Genomic DNA, 25,435 nt, shown 5'->3' on the forward strand with positions numbered 1-25,435 from the left:
CATTGGAAATAGAATGGATAGCAAACGCGATTTGATACTTCGCTCTGCCGAAAAAATTATTGCTACAGAAGGCTTACATAACCTTTCAATGCAAAAATTAGCGGTGGATGCAGGCGTTGCCGCAGGTACGATCTACCGCTACTTCAAAGACAAAGAAGATTTGATCATTAAGCTGCGTAAAGACGTATTACAACAAATTGCCAGCAAGTTGCTTGAAAACATTGATGAAGGCAGCTTTGACGAAAAATTTCGCCGCCTGTGGTTCAACATTGTTGAACTAGGCCGCGAGCAGTCACATGCTAATTTGAGTTTTGCTCAGTACTCTCACCTCCCCGGTGTTGATGCACCTGAGCACCAAGCTTTTGAAAGAGAAATATTTCAACCACTACACCAACTGTTTGAACAGGCGAAAGGCCAAGGCGTAATCCAACCATTGAATAATGCCTTGTTATTTTCTATCGCCTTTGAACCGGCTGTCGCCATAGCTAAACGTCTACGCCGAGGCCATTTGCAATGTACAGAACATGAAATCCAGCAGGCATGTGAATTATGCCTTCAGGCAATTTCTGTGACTCTTTAACTTAACACTAGGAATCTTTAGCACCATGAAAAAATGGACTCTAAGTATGCTAGCGATCGCTGTACTTGCCTTTGGCTCAGTGATCGGCTTTAACCTGATGGTAAAAAGTAAAATCGCCGATGCGATCGCCAATATGCCAGAGGCAGAGTTCCCGGTGACAGCCATGGCATTAGAGATGCAAAAGTGGCAACCCACTATTGATGCCATTGGCTTTGTTGAACCACACCAAGGTGTGACCATCTCCAATGAATTAGCGGGACGCGTCACCAGCATTAATTTTGAAAACGGTAGCCGTGTGGAAAAGGGCCAACTGCTGGCCGAACTCGATGCCAAAGTCGAAAGAGCCAACCTTAAAAGCAAAATGGTACAACTGCCCGCCGCTGAGGCCGACTTTAAACGCCTGTCAAAACTCTATGCGCAAAAGTCTGTATCTAAACAGGATTTAGATAATAGTGAATCGAAATATCTGGCCTTACAGGCGGATATTGAAAGCTTAAAAGCCACCATCGAACGCCGTGAAATCAGTGCACCTTTCAGTGGTTTAGTGGGTATTCGTAACATTAACTTAGGTGAATATCTTCAGCCCGGTACGGATATTGTGCGCCTTGAAGATATCAGCACAATGAAAATCCGCTTTACCATTCCACAAACCCAATTACCTCGCATTGCTGTAGGCCAAAAAATCCATGTGTTTGTGGATTCCTATCCAGAACAACCCTTTGAAGGTGAGATTGCTGCGATTGAACCCGCGGTGTTTTATCAAAGCGGTTTGATCCAAGTTCAAGCACGCATTCCTAACGATAACGCCAAACTGCGTAGCGGGATGTTTGCCCGAGTATCTATCCTATTGCCAGAACTGAACGATCAATTTGTGCTACCACAAACGGCCATCAACTTTACCCTCTATGGCAACTCTATCTACCTCATCAAAGATGTCGAAGAAAACGGTAAAAAGCTGGCTAGAGTCGAGCAAATCAACCTGACGGTGTTAGAGCGTAACGGCAATAACGCGCTGGTGAGTGGAGCGTTAAAAGCTGGGGATCGCATTGTCACCTCAGGGCAAATTCGCCTCAGTAACAACAGTAAAGTGACAGTGGTTGAAGACCAAGCCCTGATCCACTCCGACACTATGCCAAAGCTGTAATAGGAGCAAGATAATGCGCTTTACAGATATCTTTATTAGGCGACCTGTACTCGCCGCCTCAATCAGCTTTCTCTTGCTGCTGTTAGGCTTTAACGCCCTCAATAGCATGCAAGTGCGTGAATATCCGAAGATGACTAATACCGTAGTCACGGTATCGACCAGTTATTACGGTGCGGATGCAAATCTAATCCAAGGTTTTATTACACAACCGTTAGAGCAAGCGTTAGCGCAGGCCGATAACGTTGACTTTATGACGTCAGAGAGCTTCCTCGGCACCTCGAAAATTTCGGTATATATGAAGCTCAATACCGATCCCAATGGTGCCTTGGCCGATATTCTCGCCAAAGTAAACTCGGTGAGATCGCAACTGCCCAAAGAGGCTGAAGATCCCAGTGTTGAAATGTCCACTGGCTCGCAAACCTCTGTGCTTTATATTTCATTTTTTAGTGACCAAATTAACTCAAGCCAGCTAACGGATTACCTTGAACGCGTCGTCAAACCTCAGCTCTTTACCATTGACGGCGTTGCTAAAGTGAATTTATACGGCGGTATCAAATACGCCATGCGTATTTGGCTCGATCCGGCCAGAATGGGCGCGTTTAACCTCTCAGCCAGCGATGTGATGCAAGTATTGCAGGCGAACAACTATCAGTCAGCTGTGGGTCAAACCAACAGTGTTTACACCCTTTTCAACGGTACCGCAGACACCCAAGTTGCCACCATCGAAGAGTTAAAACGCTTAGTGATCGGCAGTAAGGACGGTTTAGTCGTCCGTCTCGGTGATATTGCCGATGTTAGCCTCGAAAAGAGCCATGATATCTATCGCGCCTTAGCCAATGGTAAAGAGGCGGTGGTCATTGGCCTCGATGTCACGCCAACGGCTAACCCGCTTACCGTCGCGGCAGATACCCGCGCCCTACTACCCGAAATCGAGCGTAACTTACCGCCATCCATTGAATCGAGCATTCTGTACGACTCCTCACTCGCAATTGATGAATCGATTAAAGAAGTGGTTAAAACCATTGGTGAAGCCGCGATTATTGTTATCGTGGTAATCACTCTCTTCTTAGGTTCGCTTCGCGCCGTGGTGATCCCGATTGTGACCATTCCGCTCTCGCTGATTGGGGTTGCCATCATCATGCAGATGTTTGGTTTTACTCTCAATCTGATGACCCTGCTCGCCATGGTGCTCGCCATTGGTCTCGTGGTTGACGATGCGATTGTGGTGGTCGAAAACGTCGACAGGCATATTAAGCTGGGTGAGTCGCCCTTTAGAGCGGCGATTATCGGTACTCGCGAAATCGCGGTGCCCGTTATTTCGATGACCATTACCCTCGCCGCGGTGTATGCACCGATTGCCTTAATGGGCGGGATCACAGGCTCATTATTTAAAGAGTTCGCCCTTACACTCGCAGGTTCTGTGTTTATCTCGGGCATAGTGGCACTCACACTGTCACCCATGATGTGTGCCAAAATCCTCAAACCCCATACCACGCCAAATCGCTTCGAAATGGGGGTAGAAAACTTCCTCACCGGTCTAACTCGCCGTTACAGCAACATGCTAGATGCGGTGATGTTACATCGTCCTGTGATCGTCGCCTTTGCGATTATCGTGTTCGCTTCACTGCCGGTACTGTTTAAGTTTATCCCGTCAGAACTTGCACCGAACGAAGATAAAGGCGTAGTGATGATGATGGGCACGGCACCTTCGACCGCTAACTTGGACTACATCCAAGCCAATATGGGCTTAGTCACGGATATGATTAAGGCACAGCCTGAATCAGCCGCGTCACTCGCCTTCGTGGGCGTACCAAGTTCCAGCCAAGCCTTCGGGATCGCGCCATTAGTGCCCTGGAGTGAGCGGGATAAGAGCCAAAAACAAATGCAGGAGTTTTTTGCTAAAGAAGTGAAGCGCATTCCTGGAATGGCAATTACCACCTTCCAAATGCCTGAGCTGCCTGGGGCGTCGAGTGGTTTACCAATTCAGTTTGTGATTACCACATCAAACTCCTTCGCCAGCCTCTTCCAAATCGGTACCAGCGTACTGGAAAAGGTGCAAAAGAGTCCCTTGTTTGTGTACTCAGAGATCAACCTGAAATTTGATTCAGGCACAATGAAACTGCATATCAAGCGTGACTTAGCAGGTACCTACGGCGTTACCATGCAAGATATAGGGATCACACTCGCCACTATGATGAGTGATGGTTATGTGAATCGTATTAACTTGGATGGTCGCTCCTACGAAGTGATCCCACAGGTTGAGCGTAAACTGCGCGCCAATCCCGAGTCTCTGGCCAATTACTATGTCAAAGCCGCCGATGGTAAATCCATTCCACTGTCCAGCTTAGTCGAAATTGAAATGGTGGCCGAGCCTCGCTCACTGCCCCACTTCAACCAAATGAATGCCTTGACTGTGGGTGGCGTAGCCTCACCAGGTGTAGCCATTGGTGATGCTATTAGCTTTTTACAAAATATTGGCGATAACGAGTTACCTAAGGGCTATAGCTACGACTTCCTCGGTGAAGCGCGTCAGTTTGTCACTGAAGGTTCGGCGCTTTATGCCACTTTCTTGCTGGCGATTGCGATTATTTTCTTAGTACTCGCCAGCCAGTTTGAAAGCCTTAAAGACCCATTAGTCATCTTAGTATCTGTGCCGCTGGCCATCAGTGGCGCCTTGATTGTACTCGGGTGGACCCATGTGTTTGGCTTAGCCAAGATTAATATCTACACCCAGGTCGGATTAATTACCTTAGTGGGCCTTATCACTAAACACGGGATCTTGATGTGCGAAGTGGCCAAAGAGGAACAACTCCACCGCGGGCTATCTAAACTTGAGGCGATTAAACTGGCGGCAACCATCCGCTTACGCCCAATTTTAATGACAACGGCAGCGATGATTGCGGGTCTATTACCGCTATTATTTGCTTCCGGCGCAGGTGCGGTAGCACGCTTTAATATCGGTGTTGTGATTGTTGCTGGTTTGTCTATTGGAACGATTTTCACCCTGTTTGTATTACCGGTAATTTATACCTATCTTGCTGAAAAACATGAGCCTTTGCCTGTGTTTGACGAAGATGCAGATGGGTTAACCCACAACAGTTAACCGCTCAAAATAACAAACCTATGCCCCTAAGGCGTAGGTTTGTTGCGGCGGTTTTCTTTTGAAAGCCAACGTACTAGGTTACAATCCACCCATTCAGTAAAGAGGCGGACAAGAAGATGATCAATCCAAAGAAAATCGAAGAAATGGCGAAGCAACTGAGCGATAGCCTGCCCAGTGGTCTTAAGCAATTTGCCGGCGAATTTGAAGAGCGCAGCAAGCAAGTGCTGCAAAATCAATTGCTCAAGTTGGATATGGTGTCCCGCGAGGAATTTGAAGTACAGCAGCATGTATTGCTGAAAACCCGCGAGAAATTAGAAGCCCTGCAAGCTCAAGTGAATGAGCTTGAGAAAAAGCTCAACGCCACAGATTAATCTCTCCTCGTGGATTCACACTCGCCACGGGTGGAATTGTCGACCTAGCTAAAGATGCTAATGGCGACCTAAGACACAAAAGCACAGCGACTCAAGGCTGTGCTTTTTGCTATCTATAGCCTTCATTTTATACTCTATGACCTTAAAACCCATTCGCCGAGTTTTTGTATGCGGTCACTCGCCAGCTATATCCGCGCCATTCAAGGCTATCCAAGCCCGGTTTCGGTGATAAGCCATAGCCAAGAACAACACAGTTATCGGGATGATAATGCTACGATTTGCGAATCCTTAACCCTGTATCACTTTGATAACGGGGTTGTGGTCAGCCTCTTAAGCGAGCAAGATAAACAGGTTGATGAGTCAGACGCAGTTTGTGAAGATTATTGGCTAAGTTATCGAGTCGTCACCGCCAATATCGCGATTTCGCCGCAGCAAAAGTCCTTTAGTAATCTCTGTCAGCAGCGCTTTTGGCTTAAGATGCAGCAAGGGCTTAACGAGTAAAAATAGCCGTCGGCGCCTAGACCTAAGCGCTCGAATTCGAATCGTCAGGGAAGAAGACCATGGATATCGCAATCAGCACACACTATCAAGACTATCTGCTTTGGGGATTATTGCTCCTTGGCGGCCTGCCGCTACTCAGTTATCCCTTTGTTCTTCTCGCCAGTTTGATGGGGTTAGCCGGACAATCCAAAGTTAAAGTGCACTGGTTTTACTGGCTGATGAATAAAAGTTTTCTATGGGGAACCATCGCTTATCCGGTGGTTTACTTGCCCTGTTACTGGCTAGCAAGGGGGGGAAACAGCCCAGCTATCTTCCTCTACGCCGCCATTCCGCTAGTCTATCTCCTTATACTTTATCTTTGCTTTCACCGGATGGATGCGCCCTTGAACCGCAAAAATACCGACAGCACTGATTAACTCATTTGTTGCCGTGAATATTTTTGCTTAAACGCCTTATGGTTAGCCTTTACTAATTTCCAACGACTACAAATATTAAAACGGGCATATTCACTCACTGTCGCCTCAAATGCGCTACAAAAGCCTTCATCCATGCCATCGAATCCTTCTTCTAAGGTCAGTTGTTGCAATAGCAGTAAACCGCTTTGCCTATCAGCTTTAACATCCACGCGGCCAACGAAGCGATCCCGCCACAAAATAGCGAGGGAATAATAACCATATTGGCGTTTTTCGGCGGGCACATAGACTTCAATTTGGTAATCAAAATCAAACCATTGCTTTAATCGTTGCCGCTGAATTAATAGATTATCAAAGGGATTGAGTAACCAGACTCGGTTGGGCATGGCAGCGGTTATTTGCAACTCAGGGCGATAAAAATACCATTGTCCCTCAGCCTTAAAGCTTGCCAACTCACCTTGAGACTGCATTGCGGCTAATTGCTGATTCACATTGGCTTTAATCCCTTTACGCAGATAGGCGATTTGCGCTGCTGAGCCAAAGGCATGGGCATCGAGGTAACGACTAATCAAATGGCGGGCAAATTCGCTATCACTCGGGGCTAGCGTATTGATATGACTAGGCAACACACGTTCAGTCAAATCATAGCACTTTTGAAACTTTTCCCGTCGCACCACCATTAATTCACCGCGCATAAACAGTTGTTCCAACGCCTTTTTAGCGGGTTTCCAATCCCACCATGCGCCGTTTTTACCTTCGGTATGCTCAAAATCGCTGGCCTTGAGCGGACCTTCGGCGCGAATGCGGGCGCGCACTTCCTGCATCGCGTTATCGTCTGGCTCAAACCAATGTTTGCCGCCATTTTGCAGTTGTTGTTTACGTTGCAAACTAAAACGGTAGTCGGCAATGGGTAAATATGCCGCCGCATGGGACCAATATTCAAAAATCTCGCCCTGTGCTAGCGCCGTATCCAGCATCTGCGGTTGATACTGCGGCATCCGGCTGTGCAACACATGGTGATGCGCCCGCTCGACCACATTAATGGAGTCGATTTGCACATAGCCGAGACAGGCAATCAGCTGGCCCACCGAAGTCTGTGGCTGTAACAAGCCCTGCTGTTGCATATTCAGTTGTAACCACTCACGGGGTGAATAAGGACTCGACATGAATTCTCCCAAAATCATCAAAGCAACTGCGACCTAAGATCGGTGTCATTATTGGCGTATGATCAACAGGATAGCCCACTTACTTTTGTCGGATATTTCCCAAACTTGACACAAATTTGCCAGCTTAGGGAACACTTCGGTTAACATATGGCATTTTCTAGCCTAGGGCTATCGCTTTACCGCGAGACAAACGACGTACTCTTCTGAGAGTGAGCTAGTCATTAAGGATTGATGAATGAATATCTATTACCGCGAAGCCAAACTCTGCGGCCGCAAAACCGGCAATGGCACTAAATTGCCATTTTTGATGAATATACTGTACTCACTCGGTGAAAAGAATCGCGAGTTGCAACCTTTCAGCATCGACGATATTAAGGCAGTCCTGTTTAACAAACATCAATCCATTGGCTGTTCGATTGTCGCGCCTTTGCCTATTGTCTCTTGGCGCAGTGAAGCCATTTGGTACGAGCTATTCAAAGGTGAAGAGTCTGTGTATCTGCCTCAATGCATCAAGTTTAGCAATGGCGCAATCGACTATGCGATTGTAGTGATCGACGATGAGTATGAGCTACGTATTTGGCCCGACTGCAATAATCGTGAGCGTGAAAAACACCAATGGTTTTCACACCATGCAGCCGTCTACTCGGAAGAAATCAATGTCTTTAAGGAATGTTTAGAGGCACTACTTAAGCATATCCGCAAGGAAGATGACTATGAGGCTAAGCACCCTAAATTTGGCAAACAACGCACAGGTTCAAAATAGGTTTTAGCGCACATAAAGGCGATTGCCATAATGTTGCCACTATTGATCAGCAACTTGCCCGCAACTTTTACAGACGAATCTGTTTTAATACCCGCCACGGTATCGAGTCAAGCCTACATAATGGCAACGGATGACTCGGTCGTATTTCATAGGGAATGAAATCCAATGTTATTCAGCATTATTTTCGGGTTACTCACCCTGCTTAGTTTGGCGTTATTTGGTGCCGCAGCCTATTTCGTGGTACGCGCACTCCTCAAAAAATTTAATCGAGATCAAGGAATCGACATGTCAGCACAAGAACCGTGGACAGCAGCCACAGCAAAGGGAACAGCATTAAAAAATACCACCCTATTAAAAGCCTTAACCATCGGCATACTCTCTATCCTTGCATTGATCCCGTTAGGGATCATCATGGACCTGACATCCGATCGCGAAATGCTTTACCACAGTGTGGTTGAAGAAATTGGCCGCTCATGGGGCGAGCAACAAACCTTATCTGGCCCAGCGTTGGTGATCCCCTACCGCTATTTTGTGATGGAGGAGGAAGTCAGCAACGACGGTAAAACCCGCCGTGAAGTGAAGCGCACCTATCAAGATGAGCTAGTGATCCTGCCGAAAAAACTCGCGCTCGATTTAGACCTAAAACATGATTTCCGTACCCGCGGCATTTACCAATCGCTCGTGTATAGCGCCGCGCTTAAGGGCCAGGCTGACTTCAGCCTAAACAGTTATGATATTCCCAATCTTATTGCCTTGGATAATAAAAACGCCCGTCTAGTCTTTGGTGTTTCATCTAACCAAGCAATTGATAAAGTAGAAAAAATTGAAATTAAAGGTGACTCTGCGTTGCTCTCTGGCTCGCTAATGTCGGGCACGGGGTTAACCACTGGCGGCTTAGAGAAAGGTTTTAATCAAGGGATCCAAGTCAGCGAAGCAAGTGATTTTAGCGTGAATTTTGCGATGACACTACGTGGCTCACAGTCCATTAGCGCCCTGCCATTAGGCGAACAAACCCTGATCAACATCCAAGCAGATTGGCCGCACCCAAGCTTTAAAGGACTACTCCCAGCAGAACGCGAGATTAACGCTAAAGGATTTACTGCGAGTTGGAATATTAGTCACTTAACCCGTAACTATCCGCAGGAGTTTGTTAAGAGTAATCAATCGACACTCACCGAAGTCGTAGCCAATGCCATATTGTTTGAACCTGTAACCCATTACGGCAAGATTGATCGCTCGGTTAAATACGGCCTGCTATTTATCGTACTGACTTTTATCATGTTATTCATCTTCGAGCTGGGTCAAAAGACCAGCCTAAGCATAGTGCAATATATACTGGTCGGCAGTGCCATGGCCCTGTTCTACCTGCTGTTACTGTCGCTATCCGAGCACCTGGCCTTCCTGCAGGCGTATCTGATTGCCGCCTGTATTCCTGTGCTGTCGGTTTCCACCTACGTAGGCAGCGCCACCGCCAGCCTTAAGCGTGGCGTGATTGTCGGCACTATGCTGGTGAGCTTGTATGCGGTGTTGTACTCGATACTGCAATTAGAAGATTACGCCCTCCTGATGGGCACAGGATTGTTAGTGGTGGTTTTATTGATTTTGATGTTTGTTACCCGCCATCAATCCAAGAATACGGCGCAATAGCGCCCAACCGTTCCACCGTTGAAGCCCCCGACAGCGCACTTTTTGCTGTCGGGATTTTTTATTGGCAAGTACAAGTGTCCCATGTAGCCTATTGCGTTTACTCGGAGGCGAATCTTTTGACTCATCCAGCCTATCTTTTACGTCGTTTAGCGCTTGTATGGTTGCTGCTAGCAACTATTCCAAGCTTACTGTTACTCACCCAAAATCAATTATTTCCATTGATCGATCTGCAATCCCCTTTAGCCACAGCACTGTATTGGCTCACGACCACAGGCACCGCGCCCTATGGCGTTGTGACCGTTTTAGTCGTACTGGCACTCGCCTATCGTTATATGCCTAAAGCGTTATTTATTAACTTGTTTTTAGCCATCAGCCTAAGCCAAGTATTAAGCCTAAGCACTAGCCATGCCCTTAAAAGCTTTTTTAAAGAGCCAAGGCCCAACCTTGTGTATCTTGCCGAGCAAGCTCTCCCAGAGGAGGCACAATTAACCCCTGACACCTTCTATCAATTAGCTCACTCCGATCGCTCACGGGTCATTGCAGAGGCGCTGACCGAGCTACAAACAAGGCCATCAGGGTTAACACTCACTCCCAATATCAAGCAACACTGGGAGGATGAAATCGGTTATTCCTTCCCCTCTGGACACACGATTTTTGCAGTGACCTTAGTACTGACCGCCAGCTACTATTTGCTCTTAGCGGGTTTACCCATATTCACCAGTGCGTTATTAGCGTGGGGATTACTAATGGGCCTCAGCCGTATGTTACTCGGCATGCACTGGCCACAGGATGTGCTCTTTTCCACCCTACTCGCGGCGATCATCAGCAGCTTAAGCATATTTTTAGTCAGTAAAATACGCATATTCACGCAAGCGTTTGTGAAAGCCTCTTCGCAATAACGCCCTAGACCGACAATTCGCCATCAGACCTTTATACCAATCGTATTAAATATCTGTTCATTCAGCGGGAGTTAAACGCGCTTTAGACAAGGCGAAGGCTTGAAGGCATAGTGGTGCTCTGTCGAAAGCCTTAAACGCAGTATAAAGCACGTTCAACCCCGCCCTTCGGGAGCCTCACAGGCATCCCACTCCTGTGTTACATTGACTTAAAAGGGAATAACCATTTCTTCGTCAATGCGCCTTGGATTGAGATACCTGTGAGGCTCTGAACTGATTAGATATTTAATGTGATTGGTATTACACAAGATTTTTGGCAAACAGCGCTAACACTGGCAAACTAGGGGTAGATCCCGCTACCCCTAAACTTTCCATGACTGAAACTCACCCATATAAACTCGACCAACTCGATTTAACCATTTTGCGTTTACTGCAAACCCACGGCAGGTTATCGAATCTTGAACTAGCAACGAAAGTCGGCCTGTCACCTTCCCCTTGCTCTCGCCGCGTTAAAGCGCTAGAAGAAGCGGGTTATATTGCTGATTATGCGACGCGTCTGTCAGCGGATAAATTCAACCTGCATTTGACTGCGTATATCCATGTACGGATGGAAAAACACACGCCAGCGATCCTCAACCAATTTGAAACCAATGTATTGGCGTACGAAGAGGTCCAAGAATGCGCGCTGATCACCGGTTCTGAAGCCGACTACCAACTCAAAGTGCTAGTACAAGATATGGCGCACTTTCGCACCTTCCTGTTAGATAAACTCACCACCAATGTGCATATCGCAGGTGTACATTCCAGCTTCGTGTTGAAAAAGGTCAAGGACCACACGGCCATCCCCTTAAGCCATATCACCATTGAACCCTAAGCGCAGTAAAAGTGACGGCCGCAGCGATAGCGTAAGACCAATGCAGCCAGAGTTGCAATGTCGCTAACCCCCAAGCTGCTCACCTCTGCTTAAGGTATTTTTGGCGGTAAGATCACAATTTATTAGGTTTTTACCATCGCAATTAATCGCTAAAGCGAGGCCGTCAGTAATTGCCACCAGCAATATAATCTCGCCAAATACCGAAAAACGGAAAATAACCTCAAAATAAAAGAAAAATAAGAATATAAATTGCAATTTAACAGCAATTTAACGCACTAAAATTGCGTTGAACTTCTGATTTATCCACCTAAGATACGCCTTCTTTTTACGGGAGGCACAATGCAATCGGCCAATACAAATTCGACTAACCACTTCAGCTCACGCTTAGGTTTTATAATGGCTGCCGCCGGAAGTGCCGTAGGTGTGGGTAACATTTGGGGATTCCCCACCCAAGCGGCGACCCATGGCGGCGGTGCCTTTCTACTTGTGTACCTAGTGCTTATTTTTATCCTCGGCATTCCCATGCTGATGGCCGAACTCATGATTGGTCGCCACGGACAAACCAACCCCGCCGATGCCATGGGTAAACTCGGTTGCAACTCGCTCACTCGCAGTTTAGGCAAGACAATAGGATTGATTTCCATCGTAACAGCCGGGCTGATCTACACCTTCTACAGCATTCTTTCTGGCTGGTTTGTCAGCTTTGCCATCGCGCCTATCGCCACAGCCTTTGGCTCGAATGATACCGCCGCTTGGTTAATGGATTTCTCGCTGTCGCGTAATCTGGTGTTCACACTGATCTTTAGCACGCTAGTGTTTTTGGTATTACTGCAAGGCGTGCAAGAAGGCATCGAAAAATGGTCTAAACGCCTAATGCCGCTATTGTTGATTATGCTGATCGCGGGCGTGGCGTATATCTTCAGCCTTAATGGCGCAAGCGAAGGCATTAGCGCACTATTAACGCCTAACTTTGCCAAGGCTATCGCGCCAGATACCTTGATCAACGCACTCGGACAAACCTTTTTCTCACTCACCATAGGCACAGGTGCCATGATGGTTTATGGCAGCTATTTGAGCCAAAAAGAGAATATCGCCAAATTAACCGTCTGGGTTGCCTTTACCGATAGCGGCATCGCCTTTCTCGCCGCCTTTTTAATCATCCCAGCCATGTATGTAGCCCAGCATAATGGCGTGCAGATTTTTAGCCCTGAAGGCAAGTTAATCGATTCGGATGCATTGGTGTTTACTGTTTTACCCGCCTTATTCTCAACCCTAGGCGACACAGCCAACCTCATTATTAGCGTGGTGTTCTTTATGCTGCTGATCATCGCCGGCCTGACGTCAGCCATTTCCATTGCCGAGGTGCCGACGAGCTATGTGATGCAAAAATGCGGATTCAGCCGCCAACGTGCCACCTTGATCATCGGTCTACTACTGACCGCGTTATCCCTATTACTAGCGGTATTTTTTGAGACGCTATTTAGTTTCACTATCATGCTAACCACGCAAATGACCCAACCGCTGGTCGCCCTCGGTATTGCGATTTACTTAGGTTGGATTTGGCGCCAAAGCCAGTTACTCAAGGCGATAAGTAAACAAGAGGGTGTCGATGCCACGGGGCTTTTCTGGCGCATTTGGCCAAGGTACGTGAAGTATGTTTGCCCAGTACTAATCATCGCGATCGCGATCAGGCAATTTGTGTAACTCTTTAAAAAACAAAATCCCCGCTTTGTGCGGGGATTTTTTATTTAACAATTAACAGATTAGAGCTGCTTTTGAAGGCGGACAGATTACTGCTCGATACCGACGATTAACCAAGGCGCGTTGGCTTGCGTAAGGTTACGCTCTAAATGCCAGATTTCCTTAATGTCTTCTTCGACACCTTCAACAGTATCGCGGTAGCGGCCGCTAAATTTAACACTTACTTCCGCTAGATTAGCATTGTGTGTCGCGCGGACCAGTTCAGCATCTAAGAACATCACTTCTGTATGCTGTTCACCAACGAGCTCACGGCGTTGGTTGCTGAGTTCATTATAAAGCTCAATCGAAACATACTCTTGGATTTTGCTTAAGTCGTTTTCGTTCCATGCTACTTGCAAGGTTTTGTAATGACTACGCGCCCCTTCCAAAAAGCCGGGTAAATCAAAACCCGCAGGCAAATGGAAAGGCACGGTGCTCGCCGCTTGAGCAAAACCATTGCTGCCACTGTTTGCACTGCTAGCAAAACCAGTTTGTTCCGCTTGCTGGCGTTGCAGATTCGGATTAGGTTGACCAGCACCCGCATAGGCAGGTCTTGGCTGCGCACTGGCTTTTGATGCCATCACTGTACGGACGATTTTAAACAGCACGAATGCCAACAGAGCGATAATCAAAATATCCATAAATTGAATATTTTCAAAACCTTCGCCCATAAATAGCGCAGCCAATAAGCCACCCGCTAATAAACCGCCTAACATGCCGCCCATCATACCTTTCTTGCCCGCAGCAGGTGCTGGCGCAGCGGTAGGTGGGGTTGTGGGAGTATTGGTTGCCGCAGGCTGAGCCGGCGCCGTTTGATGACTTTTGCCAATAGACTTATTACTGCCAAATTTTTTCGCTTCTGCGACTGGACTAGCAGCCAAGCTAACCGCAAAAATCATCGCCAGCATAATAAATAACTTTTTCATTTATAAGTTCTTTGTATGTATGACCAGAGGTGCAGGCATCATAGCGGGATGACATTATATGTCAACTATGAAAAAGCGGGAGCTGATTGTCTTGTGCATATTTAATGAGTTTCGATTAAGCACTGTCATTCCCTACAGGAATCTGCACCCCCTTCTTACAAACATACACTCTGTAAATTTAACCATGATCAGCTCGTTAATTAATTATTTTTAGCTAAGTCAAAGTCGTGGGTCTTCAACCCACACCCGACCAAGAGGGGATCAACAGCAATTCCCTCTTGGATCTCCCTTGCCGCCCTAGCGAAGTTGCATGCATTAGATACTAGCCTTGGTCTTATGGACAAATTGCTATCGCTTCCGATGGTACATCCTGTACCCCGAAAGCTAGCCGGTCATCCATGACCGGGCTCACGCAATTTATTCCAATGCCCTGCGGCAACTTCGCAGGGGAGGGTGAACTTCTGTAGCCAATGTGTGGACTGTTAATCTAGAAAGAGCTGCACCTATCCTATCTTTCCTAAAAACCGCTATCGCAAAAAAGTAAATTCCTATAGCATCATTTATACCAAATGACATGGATGTAGCAGCCAAGTCCAACTAGTAATTTATGCCCCGCAAACAGCGCTTCGCATAAATACTAAGATGTTATACGTTAATCATAGTTACGAGTTTAAATGAAATTAATTGAAGAAATTGTCGATTTACTAAGCTCAAATGAGCCAAATTTAACGACAGCCCTAATGAAGACAAAAGTTCTTCTTCATAGGCTTGGAGAAAAAGAGCTGTTGGAGTGGGTTGATGGTGAACTTAAAGGTTACCCTAACGTAGATAACCTACCTGATTATCGTATCTTGCGAGTAACAGTGATAGGTAACTCTAGCAATATGGCGTATAGATATACAAGGCAGATTCTTCCAACAATGCATTTAGATAAGAAAATAAAAAATAAATTAGAAACTACATATTTAACACATAGCATTGCTGTAATAGAAAAGTATTCTCGAAACGATGAGGATCTTCAAATTACCATAGCTCCTGAATATTATAGATTTCTATCTAAGGGCTTAGGTAATGGTTATGAAATAGAGTCAGCTTGGGGACAACATTCTGCCGGAGCAATGACCCAAATACTGACAGAGGTACAATCAAGACTTTTAGACTTTGTACTTGAACTCTCAGAAAAATTCCCTGAAGAACTTCAAACTTCTGAAATGAAAATAAGGTCTAAGGAGGTTGGTGTGTCAGACTTATTTAATAACGCAGTTTTTGGTGATAACGTAACAATAGTTGTTGGTGATTCAAATAAACAGAAAATCACTAATTCAATAATAAAAAATGATTTCGAGTCGTTACGACAAACTCTTCGAGAAAATGGAGTCGCAGAAGATGATATTGCAGGATTAAATACAGCGATTCAGGCTGATGAAGGTGCAAAAGAATTAGCTAACGGTAATTTTGGCTCAAATGTTTCTGGATGGATTGGAAATATGGTATCTAAAGCTGCGTCTACAGCTTGGGATATAAATATTGGAGTTGCAGGTAGCTTATTAGCAACAGCAATCAGCAAGTTCTACGGTTTTTAACGTATAAATAGAGTAGCTGGAGGTATCTAGCCTCTAGCCCCCACACTGCATGCGGCTCCGCACAGGGCGGTTCATTTAGGCAAAAGATGGGACAGTCATAACTCTTTTGGGACTAACAGCCGACACTGAAATCACAGAAGTTCACCATCCCCTCGGAGTTGCCGCAGGGCATTTGCGGTCGTTGCGTGAGCGAGGCATGGATGCCGAGATAGCGTCAGTCGAATCAGGGACGAGCGTCTGACGCGATAGCATAAGAACGCTTAATGCCCAAGGGGCTTTCAACTCCGTTGGGGACGCCGGGGGATATCCAAAAGGGGAACAGGCGCTTTTTCCCTTTTGGTCGGGTGTGGGGTGAAGCCCCACGACTTTGATTCACCTCGGCCGTTAGGCCGCAAGTATGTTTAATAAAGTACAACTTTAAAGCCAAGAATCCTCTAGAGCCCGCGGAACATTATTCTGGATGAGTTCAGAAAATATCAGCTAAGGGCAACCAGCTGAAAAATAAAAATCCCCGCATGACGGGGATTTATAAACTATCAAAGACAACTAAAACTAACTAAGTTACAAACACTTCTCATCCGATTCATCATCGGAAGAAAGTGCTCGGCTAATGCTGCCGAAGATTGCGGTTAAAATCCCGATGCCCACATCCATCTGCCGGGCATTGCTATCATCACCGCTGGCCTCGCGTTGACTCTGATTGCCTGCTGTACCTCGCACAAAATCACAACTGGCATTGCTCATATTGGAGGAGGCACAACCACTTAGGATCAGAATCAAACCGCCAATCACTAAACGTGAGCTCACTAAGCGCAAACTCACTCTGCGTAACATCCCTATACGCGAAACTGACATATTAGTTCAACACCTCTTCAAGGGCGCGCAAACAGAGCGCCACATTCTCGCGACGAGCACCAAAGCCCATTAAACCGATGCGCCACGCTTTACCTGCAAGTGCACCAAGACCAGCACCTATTTCAAGGTTGTAATCTTTAAGTAGACGCGCACGCACCGCGGCATCGTCAACACCTTCGGGGATATAAATGGCATTAAGCTGCGGCAAGCGTGAGGCTTCGGCGACTACAAACTTAAGGCCGAGTTTTTCAAGGCCTGCGCGCAGCACTAAATGCATGTCTTGATGACGCTTCCACGCATTTTCTAAACCTTCGGCCGCCAATATACGCAGCGATTCGTGCATGGCATAAAGCGCATTGACAGGCGCAGTGTGGTGATAACTGCGCTTACCGCCAGCGCTAGTCCAATAGGCCATCACTAGGCTTTGATCGAGGAACCAACTTTGCACTGGGGTTTTGCGATTCTTCAGTTTTTCGACGGCAGCAGGCGAGAAAGACACAGGCGACAAACCCGGTACGCAGGAGAGACATTTCTGGCTGCCAGAATAAATGGCATCTATGCCCCATTCATCGACTCTTAACTCCACGCCACCAAGGGAAGTCACCGCATCGACAATCGATAAACAGCCGTATTGCTTCGCCAGCGCGCACAGGGTTTTAGCGTCACTTAATGCACCAGTCGAGGTTTCGGCGTGCACAAAAGCTAAAAACTTGGCATCAGGATGGGCTTTCAGCGCCGCTTCAACGGCGACGGGATCGACAGGAGTGCCCCATTCGTTATCCACCAGCACGGCAATTGCACCAACGCGCTCAACGTTTTGGCGCATACGCTCACCAAACACACCGTTACGACAGACAATCACCTTTTCGCCGGGTTCGACTAGGTTCACGAAACAAGTTTCCATGCCCGCACTACCGGGTGCCGACACCGCCATTGTCATTTCATTTTTAGTTTGAAACGCATATTGGATCAGGCTTTTAAGTTCATCCATCATGCTGACAAACAATGGGTCGAGGTGGCCGACGGTCGGTCTAGCCTGCGCGGCTAACACTTCGGGATAAACATCCGATGGACCAGGGCCCATTAAAATTCGGCGAGGGGGATTAAAGGCAGAAAAATGCGGTGCAGGTAACATCATGTCTCCTTAATACGTAGGGTCGAGGTCTGATTATATGATTAGAGCATTCACTCTTGATTTGTTAAACCAAACTACCACAAAAAGGGGCGCCTGTGCGTCCCTCCTTTAGCCTAAGTTGTCACCTAACGCTAAATGACTACACAGGCAGGTTGTTTTTTCCTTTTCCGGCATTCAAAAACAGTTGATAAGCAGGGCTTTGGGTCTCTTCTTGATAGACAAATCCCAGCTCAGTTAAAAACTGCTGAAATGGCAAGGCATCACTCGCGGGCACTTCAAACCCCGCCAGCACTCGGCCAAAGGCTGCGCCGTGGTTGCGATAATGAAATAGACTGATATTCCACTTACTCTGCAAGGTGGTTAAAAACTTCAGCAGTGCACCCGGATGCTCGGGAAACTCAAAGCTAAATAGGCGCTCCTCTAACGGCTCTGGCGGATGACCACCGACCATATAACGCACATGCAATTTCGCAGTTTCATCACCGGATAAGTCCTGCACCTCAAAGCCATTGTCTTCTAAGGTATTGATGATCTGCTCTAATTCACCATGGCCTTTGGTCAAACGGATACCCGCAAATACCACCGCCATATCTCGGCTGCTAAAGCGATAATTAAATTCGGTCATCACCCGCTTTTCGAGCAGCTCACAAAAACGCAGGAAGCTGCCCGGACGCTCGGGCACTTTAACCGCCAGCACCGCTTCTTTTTGCTCACCCAGCTCGCAGCGCTCGGACACATAGCGCAAACTGTGGAAGTTCACATTCGCGCCACTTAAAATCGCCGCGACCTTTTCGCCGCGACCACTCTCACCTGTAGCATTAGTGCTGACATATTTTTTAAGCCCAGCTAAAGATAAAGCACCTGCGGGTTCGGCAATAGCGCGGGTATCTTCAAAAATATCTTTCACCGCTGCACAGATTTCGTCGGACGTGACCGTCACCACGGCATCTACACACAGTTTGGCGACACGAAATGGCTCAGTACCAATACGCTTAACCGCGACCCCGTCGGCAAACAGGCCCACTTGGGATAAGGTCACAGGCTCGCCCGCTTCCATCGCCGCCTTTAAGCAGGCCGCATCTTCAGGCTCAACGCCGACAATTTTCACCTGTGGCATCACCGCCTTGTAGTAGGCAGCAATACCCGCAATTAAACCGCCGCCGCCCACGGGCACAAAAATCACTTCAAGATCGCGCTGCTGTTGCAGCATTTCTTGGGCAATAGTGCCTTGGCCAGCGATCACGGCTTCATCATCGAAGGGGGCGATATACACCCGACCTTCCTGCTGGGCCATCGTCATCGCAAAACCATTGGCTTGATCGAAAGCTTGGCCGTGCAATACCACGTTGCCACCCAAGCGGCGCACCGCATCGACTTTAATATCCGGCGTGGTTTCGGGCATCACAATCACCGCATCCACACCACGGCTCGCCGCCGACATGGCTACACCTTGGGCATGGTTGCCCGCCGAGGCGCACACCACGCCACGCTGGCATTCGGCTTGGCTCAACTGGGCGATGCGGTTATAGGCGCCACGCAGTTTAAAGGAATGTACGGGTTGCATATCCTCACGCTTTAAAAACACTTGGCAGCCTAAACGCGCCGAGAGTTTATTGAGGCTCGAGAGTGGTGTCACTTTCGCAACATCATAAACCGACGATAGTAGGATCTTTTGCAGATAGTGTTGAGCTAGCTGACTTTTCTCAACTGAAGCGGGAGAAGCCTGAGCTGGCTGAGACTCCGCTTGTTCCGTTTGCGACGATGCGAGAGATAACATATCAGTCCTCCAACTTGCTGCGATCGCGCACCGCGCCCTTATCGGCACTGGTGGCAAGCATGGCGTAGGCTTTTAGTGCCATAGATACAAAACGCTCGCGACCAACAGGCTTCCACGCCATTGGACCACGCGCTAACATGGTCTCACGACGCCCCGCTAACTCGGCATCGCTCACAGCGAGCTTAATACTGCGCGCTGGGATATCGATTTCAATGCGATCGCCGTTTTCAATCAAGGCAATCGTGCCGCCAGCCGCCGCCTCGGGCGACACATGGCCGATGGATAAACCGGATGTTCCACCAGAGAAACGTCCATCGGTGATTAGCGCGCAGGCCTTGCCTAAGCCGCGGGATTTTAAGTAACTGGTGGGGTACAACATTTCTTGCATACCCGGACCACCTTTTGGCCCTTCGTAACGGATGACGACCACATCGCCCGCCACTACTTCGCCACCTAAAATGCCCGCCACCGCATCATCTTGGCTTTCGTAGACGCGAGCCGAGCCAACAAAAATCAAATTCGACTCATCCACGCCCGCCGTTTTAACAATACAGCCATTTTCAGCTAAATTGCCCGACAGCACGGCCAGCCCGCCTTCTTGGCTAAAGGCAAATTCGCGGCTGCGGATACACCCTTCTCGCCTGTCATCATCCAGCGATGGCCAGCGGCAGTCTTGACTAAAGGCTTTAGTGGTGGGGATGCCCGCAGGTCCCGCCATAAAGAATTGTTTTACGTTGTCATCTTGGGTTTGCATGACATCGTACTTGGCAAGCACCGACTTGAGATTTCCGCCTGCATCGGCGGCAACGTGTGGCACATCGGTATGCAGCAATCCGGCGCGGTCAAGCTCGCCTAAAATGCCCATCACGCCACCGGCGCGGTGCACATCTTCCATATGATATTTAGGCGTCGATGGGGCGACTTTACAAAGGTGCGGCACAAGGCGCGACATACGGTCGATATCGTCCATAGTAAATGCGACTTCCGCCTCCTGCGCCGCCGCTAACAAGTGCAACACAGTATTAGACGAACCGCCCATGGCGATATCTAATGCGGTGGCGTTCTCAAAAGCTTTAAAGCAGGCGATATTACGCGGCAGCGCCGAGGTGTCATCTTGCTCGTAATAACGCTTGGTCAGCGCCATCACGCGCCGGCCCGCCTCTAAAAACAGCTCGCGGCGATCGCTATGGGTTGCCAGCATGGAGCCGTTGCCCGGCAGCGATAACCCCAGGGCTTCGGTCAAACAGTTCATAGAGTTGGCGGTGAACATGCCCGAACAGGAACCACACGTCGGGCAAGCACTGCGCTCGATTTTGGCGCTATCTTCATCGCTCACACTCGAGTCGGCCGCCGCCACCATGGCATCGACTAAATCGAGCTTGATAAGTTTGTCCGACAGTTTGGTTTTACCCGCTTCCATCGGCCCACCCGACACAAATACCACGGGAATATTGAGACGCAGCGCCGCCATCAACATGCCGGGAGTGATTTTGTCGCAGTTGGAGATACACACTAAGGCATCGGCGCAGTGGGCATTGACCATGTACTCCACACTATCGGCAATCAGCTCCCGCGAGGGCAAACTGTAGAGCATGCCACCGTGGCCCATGGCGATACCATCGTCGACGGCGATAGTATTGAATTCTTTGGCGATACCGCCCGCCTCTTCAATCGCACTCGCCACCAGTGAGCCCATATCTTTTAAGTGCACATGGCCGGGAACAAACTGAGTAAAGGAGTTGGCAATCGCAATAATCGGCTTACCAAAATCATTGTCTTTCACCCCGGTGGCGCGCCATAGCGCACGGGCACCCGCCATATTGCGGCCTTCCGTACTGGTAGCTGATCGTAACTTTGGCATTAACTCTATCCTTTATCTCAAATCGAAAATCGTGCCCAGAGGCGTTGTTGCAGATGCGACGTCCGCAGCCATTGAAGCTTATGCGTGTACTTTTTGTTGCTGCAAGTTTAGCGGTAACAGGACCATGCATTGAGTGACATCAATCAATTTATTCAGTTGATTGCTGAGCAGCTCAATGGCGCGCTCGCTGTCCACTTCCATATCCAATGACAGACTCGTATCATCATTCATCCGCATCTGCATTTGGGTGACCGTAAAACCACGGTGACGGGTCACACGTAGTACACGTTCTATCACTTCAGGTCGTTGTTGAACCGTTAATTTTAGGGAGTGGATCATGTTTGTTTCTCCATTTCGTCCATCATATCGCTGTTTGATGCGCCGGGGGGCACCAGTGGCCAAACGTTAAAAGCATCGTCGATTGCAACGTGTAACAAATAAGGTCCCTTAGCCGCTAACATTTCGGTTAAGGCCTCCTCCACTTCGTCGGAAGAGAAAATCGTGCGGCCGGGAATGTCGAAGGCCGAGGCGAGTTGCACAAAATCAGGGTTGTCAGACAGATCGGTTTCGCTGTAGCGCCCTTCAAAAAACAGCTGTTGCCACTGCTTCACCATCCCCAGTTTTTGGTTATCAATCAGCAGGATCTTCACTGGCAATTTGCGACGCTTGATGGTGGTCAGCTCCTGCACGTTCATCATAAAAGAGCCATCGCCAGATACGGTCACTACGGTCGCATCAGGGCGTGCCACTTGAGCGCCAATGGCGGCAGGTAAACCAAATCCCATAGTGCCTAAGCCCGCGCTGGATAAATGATCTTCAGGGCGGCGGAACCACATATGCTGGGCAACCCACATTTGATGCTGGCCCACATCGCAGCACACTACGCTGTCTTCGGGCAGTTTATTGGCAAGGCGGCGCAGCATGGCGGGGGCATAAATTAAACTTCCGGGATGTTGATAATCCCATTGGTGTTTGCGGGCAAGATGCTCCACTTCAACTTGCCAAGGAGTGATATTCAGCGACATAGCAAGGGCGGGGAAAATCTGGCGTAAATCACCGGCGATGGCAACATCGGGCTGGCGTAATTTACCGAGCTCGGCGGCATCGATATCTAAATGGATAACTTTGGCTTTATTGGCAAAAGTCGCTAAACGGCCAGTCACTCGGTCATCAAAGCGCGCACCCGCAACCACTAATAAATCACAATCCTGCACCGCAAGATTGGCCGCCTTACCACCGTGCATACCCAACATACCTAAATAACCGGGCGTACCATGGGCGATGCTGCCTAAGCCTTTTAACGTGGCGACCGATGGCATACCTGTCGTGTTGATAAAATCCCGCAGTTGATCGACCGCCCCCGCCATACCCACACCGCCACCCACATACAACATGGGTTGTTTCGCTTGCGCCAACAGCGCACGGGCAGCATTGATATCACTCATCTCGGCTTGGGGTTCATTGGTCACGGCCAGTAAAGGTGTGCGGTATTCAAGGTGAGCGATTTGGATATCTTTGGGGATATCCACCAGCACTGGGCCTGGTCGACCCGATGCGGCGATTTCAAAAGCTTGGTATAAGGTTGGGATAAGATCGTTTACATCCGTCACCATAAAACTGTGCTTGGTACAACTTAGCGACATCCCCAACACATCGATCTCTTGAAACGCATCTGTGCCAATCACGGCAGTTGAGACCTGACCGGTGATCGCAACAACGGGCACAGAATCCAATAGCGCATCGGCAAGTGAAGTGATTAAGTTAGTGGCACCAGGGCCAGAGGTTGCAAAGCACACACCGGTTTTACCACTGGCTCTGGCGTAACCCACGGCAGCAAAGGCTGCGCCTTGTTCGTGACGGCTTAAGAGATGTTCGACAGGGCTTCCATAGAGGGCATCGTAGATTGGCATAATGGCACCACCTGGGTAACCAAATACTGTGGTCACACCATGTGCTGCCAACACTTTTATAACCGCGTCTGCGCCTCTTATCATCTGCCCTGGTTCCATATTTTCTCTCGCTACCTTAATTCTGAATTGTCGAAAATCGACTCGTAATCTGTGCTGGTTCGAAATGTAAGTCCCAAAACCTGGGGCCTGAAAACGAAGAACCCCCCGGTCCTTTCGGAGCGGGGGGTTCTTTCGAAACTTTTAACCTTTTAGGTCTACCAGTTTGCCATGCGCCGCCCCCGCTGTGATTTAATAATCACGACGGTAATAATCACGAGAATGAGCTTGGCAGCTTGGTTAAACATCAATATGGATTCCTAATCGGTATTCTATATGAGTATCGCGTTAATTCTTGCGTCCCTGACTGAGACGGCTTACGGCAGGAGACTTACCCCGCCGCGAGCTATTAGCTTTACCATAAAGCGACAGCCAAACACAATAAATAATTTTCTTATGTAAAAAAATTCAGCTTCCCTGCCGAGACAATGCAAAACAACAAAGTAAAACGTTAACAAAATCGCGTTAGTGAGCATGAACGCCGACTAACCCATGTCAGTTTTGCCCGCTCGACAACCTACGAAGCAGGGAATCAATTTGTTACGCCAAGCCCCGCATCCATAGGGCTTGGCATTTATCAATTAAGCTCCAACAATACTTTTCATATCAGTCATATAACCGCGGAGTTCGGCGCCAACATATTCCACTGCAGTGTGGCGGATTGCATCGTTAATCGCGATTAATTGCAGATTATCAACACTATTAGAACTGTCCTTCAGACCTGCGCCTAAGTACTCTGGCGACATGGCATTTACATAGTCACGCAGCAGTGGCACAGCGGCATGGTTGAACAGATAACAACCATATTCTGCGGTATCGGAGATCACCACGTTCATCTCGTACAGACGCTTACGGGCGATGGTGTTAGCAATCAGCGGCGTTTCGTGCAATGACTCGTAGTAAGCCGACTCTTCAACAATCCCCGCAGACACCATAGTATCGAACGCCAGCTCCACACCCGCTTTGATCATCGCGACCAGGAAAATACCTTTGTCGAAATAGGTTTGCTCGTCGATATGCTCGCTCGAAACTGGCGCATTTTCGAAACCAGTTTCACCGGTTTCGGCGCGCCAACGTAGCAAGTTTGCATCGTCATTGGCCCAGTCTTGCATCATAGTGCGAGAGAACTCACCGCTGATGATGTCATCCATGTGCTTTTCAAATAATGGTTGCAGGATATCTTTTAAATCTTCTGCAATTTCAAACGCTTTAATCTTGGCAGGATTAGACAATCTATCCATCATGTTGGTGATACCGCCGTGCTTAAGCGCCTCGGTCACGGTTTCCCAACCTTGTTGGATTAACTTAGCGGCGTAGCCAGGCTCAACACCATCGGCCACCATTTTTTCATAACCTAGGATGGCACCAGTCTGTAACATACCGCAGAGGATCGTTTGCTCGCCCATCAGATCCGATTTTACTTCAGCGATAAAAGAGGATTGCAACACGCCAGCACGGTCGCCGCCTGTGGCGCTCGCATAGGCTTTCGCGATGTCTAAACCATCGCCATTAGGGTCGTTTTCGGGGTGCACAGCAATCAAGGTCGGCACACCAAAGCCACGCTTGTATTCTTCACGCACTTCGGTACCTGGGCACTTAGGCGCCACCATGATGACCGTGATATCTGGGCGGATCTGCATGCCTTCTTCAACGATGTTGAAACCATGGGAGTAAGACAGGGTCGCGCCTTGCTTCATCAGCGGCATCACTGCGCTCACTACATTGGAATGCTGCTTATCGGGTGTTAGGTTCAGCACTAAATCGGCGCTCGGGATCAGCTCTTCAAAGGTGCCGACTTTAAAGCCGTTATCGGTGGCTTTTTGCCATGAGGCACGTTTTTGGGCAATGGCTTCTGGGCGCAGGGCGTAAGCGATATTCAGCCCAGAGTCACGCATGTTCAGACCTTGGTTAAGGCCCTGAGCACCACAGCCTAAAATAACAATATTCCAATCTTTGATGTAATTGCAGCCATCACTAAACTCGGAACGGTCCATAAAACGACACTGGCCAAGTTGTGCTAATTGTTGACGTAAATTCAGAGAGTTAAAATAGTTAGCCATCCGAGATACCACCTTTCAGTCGGGAATTGGGGAC

Annotated in this window: 21 protein-coding genes; 12 read left to right on the plus strand and 9 right to left on the minus strand. The window is 48.3% G+C overall.

Annotation, left to right across the window (positions count from 1 at the left end; translation table 11 throughout):
• The first annotated feature begins 13 nt into the window (after nucleotides 1-13).
• The 6 genes from SO_RS20100 to SO_RS20125 all read left to right on the plus strand — a co-directional run bounded on the left by SO_RS20100 (nucleotide 14) and on the right by SO_RS20125 (nucleotide 6,115).
• The gene (locus tag SO_RS20100) at nucleotides 14-580 is read left to right on the plus strand and encodes a TetR/AcrR family transcriptional regulator (protein ID WP_011073985.1); all 567 of its coding nucleotides are present in this window, start codon (nucleotides 14-16) and stop codon (nucleotides 578-580) included.
• A 25-nt stretch (nucleotides 581-605) separates the two neighbouring features.
• Complete coding sequence (locus SO_RS20105; protein ID WP_011073986.1) at nucleotides 606-1,724, plus strand: efflux RND transporter periplasmic adaptor subunit; 1,119 nt, start codon at nucleotides 606-608, stop codon at nucleotides 1,722-1,724.
• A 13-nt stretch (nucleotides 1,725-1,737) separates the two neighbouring features.
• On the plus strand, nucleotides 1,738-4,827 hold the full coding sequence (locus SO_RS20110) for a multidrug efflux RND transporter permease subunit (protein ID WP_011073987.1): 3,090 nt from the start codon (nucleotides 1,738-1,740) through the stop codon (nucleotides 4,825-4,827).
• Between the two features lie 116 nt (nucleotides 4,828-4,943).
• Nucleotides 4,944-5,198 carry a ubiquinone biosynthesis accessory factor UbiK gene (ubiK, locus tag SO_RS20115; RefSeq protein WP_011073988.1) on the plus strand — a complete coding sequence of 85 codons (255 nt, stop codon included), beginning with the start codon at nucleotides 4,944-4,946 and terminating at the stop codon, nucleotides 5,196-5,198.
• A gap of 168 nt (nucleotides 5,199-5,366) precedes the next feature.
• A complete protein-coding gene (locus tag SO_RS20120; protein WP_011073989.1) occupies nucleotides 5,367-5,699 on the plus strand; it encodes a hypothetical protein in 333 nt (110 codons plus the stop codon).
• 59 nt (nucleotides 5,700-5,758) lie between these two features.
• Nucleotides 5,759-6,115 (plus strand): hypothetical protein, encoded by a 357-nt coding sequence (locus SO_RS20125; RefSeq protein WP_011073990.1) that lies wholly within the window; start codon nucleotides 5,759-5,761, stop codon nucleotides 6,113-6,115.
• Here the strand turns inward: SO_RS20125 and SO_RS20130 are convergent.
• A complete protein-coding gene (locus tag SO_RS20130) occupies nucleotides 6,112-7,278 on the minus strand; it encodes a winged helix-turn-helix domain-containing protein (protein WP_011073991.1) in 1,167 nt (388 codons plus the stop codon). The two genes, SO_RS20125 and SO_RS20130, sit on opposite strands and share 4 nt — an antisense overlap.
• Nucleotides 7,279-7,513: 235 nt before the next feature.
• Here SO_RS20130 and SO_RS20135 point away from each other — a divergent pair, with 235 nt between their 5' ends.
• From SO_RS20135 to SO_RS20155, 5 genes are all read left to right on the plus strand, one after another.
• Nucleotides 7,514-8,041 (plus strand): hypothetical protein, encoded by a 528-nt coding sequence (locus SO_RS20135; RefSeq protein WP_011073992.1) that lies wholly within the window; start codon nucleotides 7,514-7,516, stop codon nucleotides 8,039-8,041.
• Nucleotides 8,042-8,206: 165 nt separating this feature from the next.
• Nucleotides 8,207-9,688 carry a cell envelope integrity protein CreD gene (gene creD / locus SO_RS20140; RefSeq protein ID WP_011073993.1) on the plus strand — a complete coding sequence of 494 codons (1,482 nt, stop codon included), beginning with the start codon at nucleotides 8,207-8,209 and terminating at the stop codon, nucleotides 9,686-9,688.
• Between the two features lie 116 nt (nucleotides 9,689-9,804).
• On the plus strand, nucleotides 9,805-10,587 hold the full coding sequence (locus SO_RS20145; protein WP_011073994.1) for a phosphatase PAP2 family protein: 783 nt from the start codon (nucleotides 9,805-9,807) through the stop codon (nucleotides 10,585-10,587).
• A gap of 370 nt (nucleotides 10,588-10,957) precedes the next feature.
• The gene (locus SO_RS20150; protein ID WP_011073995.1) at nucleotides 10,958-11,458 is read left to right on the plus strand and encodes an Lrp/AsnC family transcriptional regulator; all 501 of its coding nucleotides are present in this window, start codon (nucleotides 10,958-10,960) and stop codon (nucleotides 11,456-11,458) included.
• 339 nt (nucleotides 11,459-11,797) lie between these two features.
• Nucleotides 11,798-13,162, plus strand: coding sequence for a sodium-dependent transporter (locus SO_RS20155; RefSeq protein WP_011073996.1), 1,365 nt, complete (start codon nucleotides 11,798-11,800; stop codon nucleotides 13,160-13,162).
• An 86-nt stretch (nucleotides 13,163-13,248) separates the two neighbouring features.
• Here SO_RS20155 and SO_RS20160 read toward each other — a convergent pair whose 3' ends face one another.
• Nucleotides 13,249-14,124 (minus strand): Tim44 domain-containing protein, encoded by an 876-nt coding sequence (locus SO_RS20160; RefSeq protein WP_011073997.1) that lies wholly within the window; start codon nucleotides 14,122-14,124, stop codon nucleotides 13,249-13,251.
• A gap of 674 nt (nucleotides 14,125-14,798) precedes the next feature.
• Between SO_RS20160 and SO_RS20165 the strand changes: the two genes are divergently transcribed.
• Nucleotides 14,799-15,707, plus strand: coding sequence for an AbiTii domain-containing protein (locus tag SO_RS20165; RefSeq protein ID WP_011073998.1), 909 nt, complete (start codon nucleotides 14,799-14,801; stop codon nucleotides 15,705-15,707).
• Between the two features lie 561 nt (nucleotides 15,708-16,268).
• Here SO_RS20165 and SO_RS20170 read toward each other — a convergent pair.
• The 7 genes from SO_RS20170 to ilvC form a co-directional block, all read right to left on the minus strand.
• Nucleotides 16,269-16,562, minus strand: coding sequence for a hypothetical protein (locus SO_RS20170; protein ID WP_164925790.1), 294 nt, complete (start codon nucleotides 16,560-16,562; stop codon nucleotides 16,269-16,271).
• Between the two features lies 1 nt (nucleotide 16,563).
• Nucleotides 16,564-17,697: a pyridoxal-phosphate-dependent aminotransferase family protein gene (locus tag SO_RS20175; protein WP_011074000.1), complete on the minus strand. Its 1,134-nt coding sequence runs from the start codon at nucleotides 17,695-17,697 to the stop codon at nucleotides 16,564-16,566.
• Between the two features lie 139 nt (nucleotides 17,698-17,836).
• The gene (ilvA, locus tag SO_RS20180) at nucleotides 17,837-19,474 is read right to left on the minus strand and encodes a threonine ammonia-lyase, biosynthetic (RefSeq protein WP_011074001.1); all 1,638 of its coding nucleotides are present in this window, start codon (nucleotides 19,472-19,474) and stop codon (nucleotides 17,837-17,839) included.
• Nucleotide 19,475: 1 nt separating this feature from the next.
• Nucleotides 19,476-21,335 (minus strand): dihydroxy-acid dehydratase, encoded by a 1,860-nt coding sequence (gene ilvD / locus SO_RS20185; RefSeq protein WP_011074002.1) that lies wholly within the window; start codon nucleotides 21,333-21,335, stop codon nucleotides 19,476-19,478.
• A gap of 78 nt (nucleotides 21,336-21,413) precedes the next feature.
• A complete protein-coding gene (gene ilvM / locus SO_RS20190; protein WP_011074003.1) occupies nucleotides 21,414-21,674 on the minus strand; it encodes an acetolactate synthase 2 small subunit in 261 nt (86 codons plus the stop codon).
• Nucleotides 21,671-23,344, minus strand: coding sequence for an acetolactate synthase 2 catalytic subunit (ilvG, locus tag SO_RS20195; RefSeq protein ID WP_164925791.1), 1,674 nt, complete (start codon nucleotides 23,342-23,344; stop codon nucleotides 21,671-21,673). Before ilvG ends, ilvM begins: the two co-directional genes overlap by 4 nt.
• Nucleotides 23,345-23,922: 578 nt before the next feature.
• Nucleotides 23,923-25,401 (minus strand): ketol-acid reductoisomerase, encoded by a 1,479-nt coding sequence (gene ilvC, locus SO_RS20200; protein ID WP_011074006.1) that lies wholly within the window; start codon nucleotides 25,399-25,401, stop codon nucleotides 23,923-23,925.
• Nucleotides 25,402-25,435: the final 34 nt, after the last annotated feature.

It is taken from the genome of Shewanella oneidensis MR-1, from assembly GCF_000146165.2.
Taxonomy (GTDB): Bacteria; Pseudomonadota; Gammaproteobacteria; order Enterobacterales; family Shewanellaceae; genus Shewanella; species Shewanella oneidensis.